Raw genomic sequence first — 12883 nt, 5'->3', positions numbered from 1 at the left:
AGATCAGCGTGACGTGACGGGCACCTGGGCACGGGCCGCGCGGCGGGCGGGAATGAGCGCCACCGCGAGGGCCGTGCCCACTGCCGTCAGCACGGCCACCGCCAGCGTCACCGGCGAGGGCGCGCGGCCGATGCCCGCGCCCACGCCGCTCGTGTGCCCCTGCAGGTCGATCAGCCCCACCACCACGGACGCCCCCACCGCCGTGCCGGCGCCGACGCCGAGCACGACCAGCAGGCCGGTGCCGGTCACCAGCGTGGCCATGACCTGACGTGGCGTCAGCCCCATGGCCTTGAGCACGGCCAGGTCGAAGGCGTGGTCGCGCAGGCCGATCGCGCTCGCGGTGAGCAGGTTGGCCAGGCCGATCAGGGCCAGCACGGCGATCAGCGCCACGATCACCACTCTGATGATCGACAGCCGGTCGGCCGGGTTGACCGCGGCCTGCACGTCGAGGCCCTCCCCCGACTCGGCCAGCAGCCTGGCGCGCACCTCCGCCTTGTCGGCGCCCGGCCGCAGCGCCAGCGCGTAGTACTGGGGCGGCACGGAGTCCTTGGCGGCCAGGCTGTCCAGGCCCACCGAGAGCACCTCGCCGTCCAGGTCGGGCTCGACGGTACGGCCCACGATCCGGACGATCAGCGGCGAGCCGCCCACGGTCAGGCGCACCCGGTCGCCGATCCTGACCCCCAGCAGGTCGAGCAGCCCCTGCCCGGCGACCGCCTCGCCGCGCTCGGCGTAGCCCCTGCCCTCCACGACGGGGAACGGGTAGGGGTCGGTCGAGCTGCCGACCGCCCGCACCCGGACCGACCGGGCCTCGCCCGGGGCCAGGGCGTTCACGTCGGTGCCCGGATAGACCGAGCGCACGTCGCGGTCGCGTTCGGCGATGCGCTGGGCCTCGGCCGACTCCATCTGCTTGCCGGGACGGACGTACAGGCTGGCGTGCTGGCCGACCTGTTCGGGGTGGCTGAGGAAGTTGTCGAGGGTGGACCAGACGCCGAGACCGATCGTGATCATCATCATCGGCACGGCCAGGCCGAACGCCGTCAGGAACGCCGGCACGCGCCTGGTGAAGGCGTCGCGGGTGCCCAGGATCAGGGCGGGCGGCAGGCGTACGAGCAGGCCGAGCCGGGCCAGCCGGGACAGGTGGCCGCGCGGCGGCGAGGCCGGCACGGCGGGGATCGGCGGCGTGCGCGCCCCCCGCCAGGCGGGCACCCCCACCGCCCCCAGGACGACCAGCGCCGTGCCCGCCACGATGGCCAGCACCGGCACCGGCGCGGCCGAGTACGTGCCGAGCACCACCACCGTCGCCCCCCAGCCGGCCAGCGCGCCGATGCCGACGCCGAGCAGGCCGAGCGCGCCGTGCTCGACCAGGAGCAGCAGGGCGACCTGGCCGCCGGTGAAGCCCATCGACTTGAGCGTGGCCAGGTCGCGGAGCTGGCCGAGCACCCGGCCGCCGGCGGCGTTGGCCAGCGCGAGCGCCGCCGCGACCATGCCCACCACGCCGAACAGCGCGAGCAGCGTGCCGAGCAGCCGGTTGTCCAGCTCCATCGCGGCCCTGACCTCGCGCCAGGTGTAGACGCGCTGGAGCTTGTCCTCCAGCATCACCACGACGCGCTGGGCCACGACCTGGCTGGCGTCGGGGTCGGACAGGCGCAGCCCGGTGACCCATTCGCTGCGGCCCAGCATGGGCTCGACGCGGTCGAGCGTGGCGGGCAGCACCCAGGCCAGCCCGGGGGTCCATTCGGGGTAGAAGCCCTGGTCGGCGGAGTCGGCGATGCCGCGCACGTACAGCGTGTGGCGCTCGCCGCTCAGCGCGATGACGGTGAACGGCGAGCCGATCGCCAGGCCCAGCGACCTGGCGAAGGAGTGCTCGACGACCACGCCGTCGGGCTGCGAGCCGTCGAGCCACCTGCCCTCGGCCAGCACGGGGTGGGCCACCCGGGGCGGCGAGGCGGGCATCGCGCGCAGCGAGGCGGGCTCCTTCTTGCCCTCCTGCGCCACGGTGACGGGCGCCGAGCGGTAGGGGCCGGCGGTGCCGGTGACGCCGTCGATGCCGCCCAGGGCGACGTCGGGGTCGTCGTCGGTGTAGACCCAGACGTGGGCGCCGTCGGTCTGGGCCGACAGGCTGCGCCACGGGTTGGTGCCGTCCTCCAGGAGGGTCGCCGCGGTGATCAGGGCGGCCACGATCCCGGCCACGACCAGCACGGTGAGCACCGCCTGGCCCTTCCTGGCCCGCAGGTCGGCCTTGATCCACCGGCTTCCGGCCAGGGTGGTGCTCATCGGAGGTCGATCACCTCGCCGGCGGTGCGGGTGCGGCGGCGGGCGATGCGGCCGTCGTCGACGATCTCGCCGTCGAACAGCGACACCAGCCGGTCGGCCAGGCCCGCCACCCGGGCGTCGTGGGTGACCATGACGATCGTCTGCCCCTCTTTGTGCACGTCGCTGAGCAGGCGCAGCACGTCGCGGGTGTTGCGGCTGTCGAGGTTGCCGGTGGGCTCGTCGGCCAGCAGCAGGCTGGGCTTGTTGGCCAGGGCCCTGGCCAGCGCGACGCGCTGCTGCTCGCCGCCGGAGAGCTGGGCGGGCGAGGCCCCGGCGCGGTCGGCCAGGTTGAGCGCGCCGAGCAGGCTCTCGCGCCGCTCGCGCGCCACCTTGGGCGAGGCCCCGGCCAGCAGCGCGGGCAGCTCGACGTTGTCGCCGACGGTCATGTTGGCGACCAGGTTGAAGAACTGGAAGACGAAGCCGACCTTCTTGCGCCGCAGCAGCGCCCAGGCGCTCTCGGAGAGGGTGTCGACCCGCTGCCCGTCGAGCCAGATCTCGCCGCTGGTGCGCGCGTCGAGGCCGCCGAGCATGTGCACGAGCGTGGACTTGCCCGAGCCGGACGGCCCCATCACCGCGACGAACTCGCCCGGCTCGACCTGGAGGTCCACCCCGCGCACGGCCGGCACCGGCACTGCGCCATCTTGGTAGATTTTGACCAGATTGACCGTTTTTAGGACCGAGCTCATGCCAGATCCTCCTGGCATCGCTCCAGCCAGTCAAGATCGGCCTGAAGGTGCAGCATGGCCCCTTCGATCAGCAGCAGGGCCACCCGGTCGGTGGGCGCCGTACGGGAGAGCAGGTCGTTGAGGTCGCCCATGAGCGACAGGTAGTGACGGCGCTGGCGGCTGATCAGCGCCATCCGGTCGGCGATGCCGGTGAGCGGCGCGAGCACGAGCTTCATGAAGAACTCGTCGCGCACCCGAGGCCCCTCGGTGGGCTCGTCGACCCAGATGGCGAGCAGGTCGCGGCCCTTGGCGGTCAGGTAGTAGACCTTCTTGTTCGGCCGGTTGGACTGTTCGACGTCGACGGCCTTGACGAGCCCGTCCTTCTCCAGCCGGCCGAGCGTCACGTATATCTGCCCGATGTTCGGGGAGGGGTAGGCGCTGCCGAACGTCTGTTCAAGGGCCTGTTTGAGCTCGTAGCCGTGGGCCGGTTCCTTGGCCAGGAGCGCCAGCAGGTGAAGCCGCACGCCTCACCTCCCCGCTTTGTGTTACGTGAGCGTTACGTAGGTATCCGTTGACCATCAGATTACAGGTGTGCATAACATGAATGCATCTACCTAACACGTATGTAACCCCGCAGATTGTGGAGGAAACAGAGTGCTGCGCCCGCTTTCGTTCGCTCTGGTCGTCGTGCTGGCGGCCGGATGCACGGTGGCGGGTGACGAGGGCAGCGGCGAGAAGGGGACGGGCGGCACAGGCCCGATCACCTTCGCCACCGGACGCGACACCACGGCGTACCTGCAACCCCTGCTGGACCGCTGGAACCAGGCCCACCCGGCCGAGAAGGTGACGCTGCTGGAGCTGCCCGAGGCCGCCGACGAGCAACGCGCCCAGATGGTGGCCAACCTCCAGGCCCAGAGCAACCGCTACGACGTGCTGGGGCTCGACGTGGTGTGGACCGCCGAGTTCGCGGAGAACGGCTGGATCATCCCCCTGGAGCGCGGGTTGTTCCCGCTCGACAGGTTCCTGCCGCCCGTCGTGGACACGGCCGTCTACAAGGGCAAGCTCTGGGCCGTCCCGTACACCAGCAACGCGGGACTGCTCTACTACCGGACCGATCTCATCAAGAAGCCGCCGCAGACCTGGGCGGAACTTCGCGATAAAGCGCGAGAAGTAACGAAAAAGCGGGACATCGGAGGCTATGCGGCCCAACTCCTGGCCTACGAAGGCTTGACCGTGAACTTCTCCGAGGCAGTGCAGTCGGCGGGCGGGCAGATTCTCAACCACGACGGCACGGAAGTGACCCTCGATCCGGCCAAGGGGAAGATCGCGCTCGACTTCCTGATGCAAGGGCTGCGGGAGCGCTGGATCACCGGCGACTCGCTGACCTTCAAGGAGGAGGAGACCCGGCTGGCCTTCCAGGACGGAAAGCTGGCCTTCGCCCGCAACTGGCCGCACGCCTACGGCCCGGCCAGGGCCAAACTGGGCGACCGCTTCGCGGTGACCCGGCTGCCCGGCCTCAACGGCCAGGGATCCAGCTCCCTCGGCGGGATCAACCTGGCCGTCAGCGCCTACTCCAAGCACCAGCAGACCGCACAGCAGTTCATCCGCTACTTCACCAGCCTGGAGAACGAACGCCGCGTCCTCACCGAGGGCTCCTTCCCGCCCGTGTGGACCGAGCTGTACGACGACCCGGCCCTGATCAAGCGGTTCCCGTACCTGCCCGTGCTCAAGGAGAGCATCCTCGCCGCCAAACCACGGCCGGTGAGCGCCAACTACAACCAGGTGAGCCTGGTGATCGCCAGCTCGGTCGCCAAGGCCCTGGCCGACCCCGAGAACGAGTCCGCCGACGACGTCGCGGCCTCCATGAAGTCAGAACTCGAAGAGATCATCAGAACCCAGTGAGGCAAGCCATGCGTAAAGCCAGTGCAGCAGTAGTCCTGGCAGGGCTCGCGGTAGCCGTCGCCGCCTGCGGCAACGCCCCGACGACGACGACCCCCACCGCCTCGGAGTCGGCGCCGGCCAGTTCCGCCGCCGGCGCCAAGACGCTCGAAGGCGTCAAGCTGGAGGTCGCGGCCAAGTGGACCGGCGCGGAGCAGAAGAACTTCGAGCAGGTGCTCAAGGCCTTCTCCGACAAGACCGGCGCCACCGTCACCTACGCCTCCACGGGTGAGGACACCGGCGCCTACCTCGGCCCGCGCATCCAGGGCAAGAACCCGCCGGACGTCGCGATCCTGCCGCAGCCGGGTCTGGTGCAGCAGTACGCCAAGCAGGACGCGCTCAAGCCGCTGTCCGCCGAGGTCACCCAGGAGATCGACACCAACTACACGCCGTACTGGAAGGAGCTCGGCTCCGCCGACGGCAAGGTGTACGGCGTGCTCATCAAGGCGGCGCACAAGTCGCTGGTCTGGTACCGCTCCGAGGCGTTCGAGGAGGCCGGCGTCCAGGTGCCGACGACCTGGGACGAGCTGATCAAGGCCGGCCAGACCATCGCCGACTCCGGCACCCCGCCCTTCTCCCTCTGCGGCGCCTCCGGCTGGACGCTGACCGACCTGTTCGAGAACGTCTACCTGTCCAGCGCCGGCCCGGAGAACTACGACAAGCTCTCCAAGCACGAGATCCCCTGGACCGACCCCAGCGTCGCCACCGCCCTGGAGAAGATCGCGCAGATCGCGGGCAAGAAGGAGTTCGTGCTCGACGGCGCCTCCGGCGCGCTGCAGACCGACTTCCCGACCTGCGTGACCAAGGTCTACGGCAACAAGAAGGCCGCCATGGTCATCGAGGCCGACTTCGTCGCCACCCAGGCCACCCAGGACGGCGCCAAGGTCGGCGAGGGCGCCAAGTACTTCCCGTTCCCGAAGGCCGGCGACACCGCCCCGGTCGTGCTCGGCGGCGACGTGGCCGTGGTCATGAAGGACTCCCCCGGCGCGATGGCCCTGGTGCAGTTCCTGGCCTCCAAGGAGGGCGGCGAGATCTGGGCCAAGCTCCCCGGCTACCTGTCGCCCAACAAGAACGTCTCCCCCGACAACTACCCCGACGAGCTGACCAAGCAGCTCGGCCAGACGATCGTCTCCGCCGGCGACGCCGTCCGCTACGACATGTCGGACCTGGCCCCGAGCGCCTTCGGCGGCACCGACGGCAAGGGCGAGTGGAAGGTCCTCCAGGACTTCCTGCGCAACCCGAGCGACGTCAAGGGCGCCCAGGCGGCGCTCGAGGCCGAGGCCAAGAAGGCCTGGAAGTAAAGAGGTAAGGCCGTGACCGAACGGTTGGACGGCCCGGCGGCCCCGCCCGCGAAGATCGCGGGCGGGCCTTCCGCAGGACCGGCTGAAACCCCCCGTAAGAGACGACGCCTCGGCCCATCGCCGGCGGTCGCCATCGCCTTCCTCCTGCCGGCAGCCCTGCTGCTCGGCGTCTGGGTGGTCTACCCCATCGTCTACTCCATCTTCCGCAGCCTGTTCGACGCCTCGGGCAGCGGGTTCGTGGGGCTGGGCAACTACGCCACGATCTTCAGCGACCAGGGCATGCTGGTCACCATCCGCAACAACCTCATCTGGGTGGTCGTGGCGCCGATCGTGGTCACCACGATCGGCCTGATCTTCGCGGTGCTGACCGAGCGCATCAAGTGGGCGACGGCGTTCAAGCTGATCGTGTTCATGCCCATGGCGGTCTCGCTCATGGCCGCGGGCGTCATCTTCCGCCTGGTGTACGAGGAGAGCCCCGACAAGGGCCTGGCCAACGCCGTGCTCACCACCGTGCACGACACGTTCTCCTCCTCCAAGGGCTACCCCGAGGCCCGGCCGCGCGGCGGCGACCAGTCTCCGGTGACCGAGCAGAACGGCGCGGTCGTCACCAAGGAGCCCGCCCAGGCGGGCAAGCCGGTGCTGATCCCGATCGTCGGCGTCAAGCCGCAGACCATGCCGTCCAACGCCCAGACCGCCCGCGCCCCCTCGGGCGACGGCCTGTCCGGGACCGTCTGGTTCGACTTCACCCAGGGCGGCGGCGGCCAGAGCGGCGCGGTCGACCCGACGGAGAAGGGCCTGCCCGGCATCACCGTCGAGGCGGTCCAGAACGGCAAGGTGGCCGGCACCGCCACGACCGCCGACGACGGCACGTTCCGCTTCGACGGCCTGCCCGCGGGCTCCTACGTCGTACGGCTGCCGGCGTCGAACTTCCAGGCCAGCTACGGCGGCCTGACCTGGCTCGGCCAGACGCTCATCACGCCGGCGATCATCGGCGCGTTCGTCTGGGTGTGGGCCGGGTTCGCGATGGTGCTGATCGCCGCCGGCCTCGCCGCCATCCCGCGGGACGCCCTGGAGGCCGCCCGCATCGACGGCGCGACCGAGTGGCAGGTGTTCCGGCGGATCACCGTGCCGCTGCTGTCGCCGGTGCTGCTCGTCGTCTTCGTGACGATGATCATCAATACGCTGAAGGTCTTCGACCTGGTCTACATCATCGCGCCGGCCTCGGTTCAGCCGCAGTCGAACGTGGTCGCGCTGGAGATGTGGCGCGTGTCGTTCGGCGGCGGGAACAACCAGGGGCTCGGCAGCGCACTCGCGGTGTTCCTGCTCATCCTGGTCCTCCCCTTCATGATCATGAACATCCGCCGGTTCAGAAGGGAAGACACATGACGACCGCGACCGTGAACGCCTCTCACGGACTGGAGTCGGGCGCGCCGCGCAGGGGCGTGGCGAGCAGGATCGTGGACCGCCTCGGCGGCGGGGCCGTCCAGGTGATCATGATCGTGCTCGGCCTGTTCTGGCTGGTGCCGACGCTCGGCCTGCTGGTCGTCTCCCTGCGCACGGTGAAGGTGAACAACGCCGAGGGCTGGTGGACGATCTTCACCAAGCCCGCCGAGCTGACCGTGGCCAACTACAAGAACCTGCTGGCCAGCGGCTTCACCTCGTCGTTCTGGAACACGGTGGCCATCACCGTGCCGACCACGATCCTGGTGATCGGCATCGCGGCCATGGCGGCGTACGCGTTCGCGTGGATGGACTTCCGCGGCCGGGACACGGCGTTCCTGGTCGTGGTGGGCCTGCTGATCGTGCCGATCCAGATCGCGCTGATCCCCGTCGCCGCCTTCTACGGCGGGATCGGGATCTTCGGCTCGATCCCCGGCGTGGTGCTGTTCCACACGGCGTTCGGCCTGCCGTTCGCCATCTTCCTGCTGCGCAACTTCTTCGTCGGCATCCCGGCCTCGCTCCTTGAGGCGGCCAGGATGGACGGCGCACCCGAGTGGAAGATCTTCGCCCAGGTGGTGTTCCCGCTGGGCAAGCCGGCCATCGCCTCGCTGGGGATCTTCCAGTTCCTGTGGGTGTGGAACGACATGCTCATCGCGCTCGTGTTCGCCAACACCGACAACCAGCCGATGACCAAGGCCCTGCAGTCCCAGATGCGGCAGTTCGGATCGAACGTCGACATCCTCTCCTCCGGGGCGTTCCTGTCACTGATCATCCCGCTGGTGCTGTTCTTCGCCTTCCAGCGGTACTTCGTCCAGGGCATGATGGCCGGTTCCGTCAAGTAGGCCATTCCCGGCGGGCGCCCGCCTCCCGAGGGGGGCAGGCGGGCGCCCGTAACACGTCCTTCCGGACCTCCGATGATTGTTCATGAAGCGTCTTCTCGCCCTCGCCGCAGCAGCCTTCATCTCCCTCCCCCTCACCCCCGCCGCCGCGCTCGGCGGCACCCCGGGCGCGCCCGGGGCGGGCGACCCGTACTTCCCCGGTCAGGGGAACGGCGGCTACGACGCCGGCCACTACGACCTCGCCCTCGACTACGAGCCCTCCTCCAACGTCCTGACCGGCGTCGCCACCGTCACGGCCCGTGCCACCCAGGCGCTGAGCCGCTTCGACCTCGACCTGTCCGGCTCGCTGTCCGTACGCTCGGTCACCGTGGACGGCCGGCCCGCCGCCTTCACCCGCAGCGGCGACGAACTGGTCGTCACCCCCGCCGCCGCGCTTGCCTCCGGCCAGGGCTTCTCCGTCGTCGTCCGGTACGACGGCAGGCCCACCCACGTCCTCGACCCCGACGGCTCCAGGGACGGCTGGATCAGGACCAGCGACGGCGTCTTCAACGCCAACGAGCCGCAGGGCGCGATGACCTGGTACCCCGGCAACCATCACCTGTCGGACAAGGCGACCTACCGGTTCTCGGTCACCGTGCCCAGCACCAGGGTCGCGGTGGCCAACGGCGACCTGGTGGCCAGGACGTCGTCCGGCGGCCGGACCACCTACGTGTGGGACGCCCGCGAGCCCATGGCCGGCTACCTGACCACGGTGTCGATCGGCAAGTTCCAGCTCACCGACACCAGATCCGGCGGCTACCGGGTGATCACCGCCGTGGACCCCAAGCTCGCCGCCAAGGCGACGGACTTCGCCGCCCGCCACGCCCCCGTCCTGGACTACTTCAGCTCGCTCTTCGGCCCGTACCCCTTCTCCTCCACCGGCGGGATCGTGGACCACGAGCCGAACGTCGGCTACGCCCTGGAGACCCAGACCCGGCCCATCTACCCCGTGGTGCCCGGCGAGTCGCTGCTCGCGCACGAGCTGGCCCACCAGTGGTTCGGCGACTCGGTGACGCCCACCTTATGGCGGGACATCAGGCTGAACGAGGGCTTCGCGACGTACGCGGAATGGCTCTGGCTGGAGAAGATCGGCAGCCGTACCGTGCAGACGTCCTTCGACGGCGTCTACGCCAGGCCCGCCGACGACGAGTTCTGGCAGACGCCCACCGCCGACCCCGGCGGCGCCGCCGCGCTCTTCCACGACCCCGTCTACGACCGCGGCGCGGCGACCTTGCACGTCCTGCGCCGGACCGTCGGCGACAACGCGTTCTTCACGATCCTGCGCACCTGGGCGAACGACCACAAGTACGGCAACGCCGACACCGCCGCCTTCGTCGCCCTGGCCGAACGCGTGTCCGGCAGGCAGCTCGACGCCCTCTTCGACGCCTGGCTCTTCCAGCCCGGCAAGCCGTCGTTGTGATCATTCCGGTACGGCTTGCGCGTCCGTTTGGGCGGCAAGCCGTACCAGACCTAGATAAGCTTCACGGCCATGGCCGGTCGTCCTTTGCATGAAGTCGTCGAAGCCGGATGGGCTCAGGCTCTTGAGCCCGTATCCGAGCAGATCTCCTTGATGGGTGAGTTCCTGCGCAACGAGATCGCCGAGGGCAGGCAGTACCTGCCCGCGGGCCCCAACGTCCTGCGCGCGTTCAACCAGCCCTTCGACGACGTCAGGGTGCTGATCGTGGGTCAGGACCCCTACCCCACGCCCGGCCACCCCGTCGGACTGTCGTTCTCGGTGGCGCCCGAGGTGCGGCCGATCCCCGGGAGCCTGCTCAACATCTACAAGGAGATGGAGTCCGACCTCGGCCTCCCCCGTCCCGCCAACGGCGACCTGACCCCGTGGGCCGAGCAGGGCGTGCTGCTGCTCAACAGGGTCCTGACCGTCATGCCGGGCAAGCCCGCCTCCCACCGGGGCAAGGGCTGGGAGCAGGTCACCGAGCAGGCGATCCGCGCCCTCGTGGCCCGCGACAAGCCGATGGTGGCCATCCTGTGGGGCCGCGACGCCCGCAACCTCGCGCCCATGCTCGGCAGCGTGCCGCGCATCGAGTCGGCGCACCCGTCCCCGCTGTCGGCGCGCAGCGGCTTCTTCGGCTCGCGGCCGTTCAGCCGCGCCAATGAGCTGCTCACCCAGCAAGGCGCCGCACCTGTCGAGTGGAAGCTGCCCTAGCATCGTCGCCATGAGTGATGAACCGAAATACCTGCGCCTTACGGTCGAGCTGACCGTTGAGGTGCTCGACGTGAACGCGCTGCAGGCGGCGGCGCTGGCCGAGATCCGGCATCCCGACGCCGACCTCAGCGACGAGGAGCGCTCCGAGCAGGCCGACCTCGTCAACTCCGACGAGACCGGCGCCTCGGCGCTGCAGTGGCTGATCGAGCCGGACCACGTGCTGCAGCTCGTGGACCACATCACCGAGATCGAGCCGCGCGAGGCCGTCCTCGGGGTGGAGCCGTCCGAGGGGCCGAGCGAGGACGACGACGAGGACCACCACGACCACGACCACGCGTGACCTCTTCAGACGTGACCTCTTCAGACGTGACCTCTTCACGTGAGGTGACGTGAGGTGACGTGAGGTACGTCGACCGGCCGCGACGCCTCGCCCGGGGTTGCCACTCCGGCGCACGGCGACAGGCCACGACGCCCCTCCCGCGCCGCGGCTCCGACGTACGGCGATCAGCCACGGCGCCCCCTCCGCGCCGCGGCTCCGTCGTACGACGCCGGCCACGGTGCCCATCACGTCGTGACCTCTGACGTACGGCGATCAGCCACGACGCCCCACCCGCGTCGTGGCTCCGTCGTACGACGCCGGCCACGGTGCCCATCACGTCGTGACCTCTGACGTACGGCGATCAGCCACGACGCCCCACCCGCGTCGTGGCTCTTCGCCCCGGATACGATCGTCTCGTCCGGGCTCTTTCCGTTCTCCGAGGGATCTGTCGCCATGATCGTGGCCTTCTCCATCACCCCGCTGGGCGTCGGCGAAGGGGTCGCCGAACCGGTAGCCCGCGCCGTCAAGGTCGTCCGCGAGAGCGGCCTCCCGAACCGCACGGACGCGATGTTCACCACGATCGAAGGCGAATGGGACGAGGTCATGGACGTCGTCCGGCGCGCGGTAGACGCCGTCTCCGAGGTCGCCCCGAGAGTCAGCCTGGTCCTCAAGGCCGACCTCCGCCCAGGCGTGACGGACGGCATGACCTCCAAACTCCAAAGCCTCGAACGCCACCTCCCCTGACCCACCTCCCCCACAAGCAGAACACCCGCAACTGCAAGCAGCACCCCTCACCCCCCACCAGGGCACCTCACCCCCAGAAGCCGCCCCAGCCAGCCCCTCGACATCCGACCCCGACCGCCCACCAACCGCCCCCATCCCCGTCCCGCGGAGCCGTCCCAGAGCAACACGCGCCGAGGAGCCGCGCAACAGCACGTAGCACGTAGCCCGCCCCCATCCCTCGTGGCGGGCACATGGCGGGAAGCCCCGGGAAGCGCGACGCACAGCCCCCACAGCGGGCACAGGGCTCAGAGCCCCCGCAGCGGGCGCGTAGCGCGAAGGACCCCAGGAGGCACCGGCTCAGAGTCTCCGTAGCGGTCGCGGAGCGCGAAGCCCCTCAGCGGGCATGCGGCGCGTCCCCAAGGCACAGGTGGTAGGAAACCCCCGTGGCAAGCACGTGGCGAGGAGCCCCCGCAGCGGGCAAGGGCTCGGAACCGTCCTCGTAGCAACACATGGCCAGAAGCCGCGCAGCAGGCACGTGACGCACACCCGTCCCGTAGCGGGCGTGTGGTGCTGAGCACCGCAGCTTGCATGCGGCGCGGCCCCCACGGTGGCACAGGGGCAGAGATCCCTTAGCGGGCACGTGGGGAGGAGCGCCGGCGACAGACACATGGCGCGAAGCCGCCACAGAGCAGCACGTACCGAGGAGCCGCGCGGCAAGCGGGTGACGCACACCCGTCCCATAGCGGGCACAGGGTGGAGAGCCCCGCATCGGGTACGCGGCGCACAGCCCCACGGCGGGCACAGGGCTCACAACCTCCGTAACGGGCGCGTAGTGCAGACTCCGTAGCGGGCACGCAGTCCCCATGGTGGGCATAGGACAGGAGCCCCCCATGACGGGCATGCGGTGAGGGGCCCTGTGGCGGGTACACGGCGCGACCCCTGTGAGGGATGCGTAGTGCGGAGCCTCGTAGCGGACACATGGCGTGGTGACCCGTCGCCGGTGCGTAGCGCCGGAGCTTGGGTCGACATGCCATGGGTCGACATGCCATGGGTCGACGTGCCATGGGCCGACGTGCCACGGGTCGGCCTTCCGGGGGTGTCGGCGCTGCGTGGCTCGCGGGCGGGGCGGGCAGCGTCCG

General features: G+C 70.1%; 11 protein-coding genes. 8 read left to right on the top strand and 3 right to left on the bottom strand.

Annotated elements, in window-relative coordinates; genetic code table 11:
- Window positions 1-3 precede the first annotated feature (3 nt).
- The 3 genes from ACIBQ8_RS29000 to ACIBQ8_RS28990 are packed head-to-tail and all read right to left on the bottom strand — an operon-like array spanning window position 4 to window position 3502.
- A complete protein-coding gene (locus tag ACIBQ8_RS29000) occupies window positions 4-2274 on the bottom strand; it encodes an FtsX-like permease family protein (RefSeq protein WP_397169714.1) in 2271 nt (756 codons plus the stop codon).
- Complete coding sequence (locus ACIBQ8_RS28995; RefSeq protein ID WP_352349946.1) at window positions 2271-2999, bottom strand: ABC transporter ATP-binding protein; 729 nt, start codon at window positions 2997-2999, stop codon at window positions 2271-2273. The genes ACIBQ8_RS29000 and ACIBQ8_RS28995 overlap by 4 nt, the downstream gene beginning before the upstream one ends.
- On the bottom strand, window positions 2996-3502 hold the full coding sequence (locus tag ACIBQ8_RS28990; RefSeq protein WP_397169716.1) for a PadR family transcriptional regulator: 507 nt from the start codon (window positions 3500-3502) through the stop codon (window positions 2996-2998). The genes ACIBQ8_RS28995 and ACIBQ8_RS28990 overlap by 4 nt, the downstream gene beginning before the upstream one ends.
- Window positions 3503-3632: 130 nt before the next feature.
- On the opposite strand from ACIBQ8_RS28990, the gene ACIBQ8_RS28985 reads away from it, so the two are divergent.
- The 8 genes from ACIBQ8_RS28985 to ACIBQ8_RS28950 all read left to right on the top strand — a co-directional run bounded on the left by ACIBQ8_RS28985 (window position 3633) and on the right by ACIBQ8_RS28950 (window position 11765).
- A complete protein-coding gene (locus ACIBQ8_RS28985) occupies window positions 3633-4880 on the top strand; it encodes an ABC transporter substrate-binding protein (RefSeq protein WP_397169718.1) in 1248 nt (415 codons plus the stop codon).
- Between the two features lie 8 nt (window positions 4881-4888).
- Entirely contained in the window at window positions 4889-6217 is a 1329-nt protein-coding gene (locus ACIBQ8_RS28980) for an ABC transporter substrate-binding protein (protein ID WP_397169719.1), read from the top strand.
- A 12-nt stretch (window positions 6218-6229) separates the two neighbouring features.
- A complete protein-coding gene (locus tag ACIBQ8_RS28975; RefSeq protein WP_397169721.1) occupies window positions 6230-7603 on the top strand; it encodes an ABC transporter permease subunit in 1374 nt (457 codons plus the stop codon).
- Window positions 7600-8499: a carbohydrate ABC transporter permease gene (locus ACIBQ8_RS28970; RefSeq protein WP_397193446.1), complete on the top strand. Its 900-nt coding sequence runs from the start codon at window positions 7600-7602 to the stop codon at window positions 8497-8499. The genes ACIBQ8_RS28975 and ACIBQ8_RS28970 overlap by 4 nt, the downstream gene beginning before the upstream one ends.
- An 82-nt stretch (window positions 8500-8581) precedes the next feature.
- Window positions 8582-9955 carry a M1 family metallopeptidase gene (locus ACIBQ8_RS28965; RefSeq protein WP_397193445.1) on the top strand — a complete coding sequence of 458 codons (1374 nt, stop codon included), beginning with the start codon at window positions 8582-8584 and terminating at the stop codon, window positions 9953-9955.
- A 69-nt stretch (window positions 9956-10024) separates the two neighbouring features.
- Complete coding sequence (locus tag ACIBQ8_RS28960) at window positions 10025-10702, top strand: uracil-DNA glycosylase (RefSeq protein ID WP_352320349.1); 678 nt, start codon at window positions 10025-10027, stop codon at window positions 10700-10702.
- Window positions 10703-10712: 10 nt separating this feature from the next.
- Window positions 10713-11042: a hypothetical protein gene (locus tag ACIBQ8_RS28955; RefSeq protein WP_397193444.1), complete on the top strand. Its 330-nt coding sequence runs from the start codon at window positions 10713-10715 to the stop codon at window positions 11040-11042.
- Between the two features lie 432 nt (window positions 11043-11474).
- Window positions 11475-11765: an MTH1187 family thiamine-binding protein gene (locus tag ACIBQ8_RS28950; RefSeq protein WP_397169729.1), complete on the top strand. Its 291-nt coding sequence runs from the start codon at window positions 11475-11477 to the stop codon at window positions 11763-11765.
- The last annotated feature ends 1118 nt before the right edge of the window (window positions 11766-12883 follow it).

This window comes from Nonomuraea sp. NPDC049646 (genome assembly GCF_044465525.1).
Lineage (GTDB): Bacteria > Actinomycetota > Actinomycetes > Streptosporangiales > Streptosporangiaceae > Nonomuraea.
The sequence above is the reverse complement of the archived record's forward strand: the minus strand, read 5'-3'. Positions and strand labels throughout refer to the sequence as shown.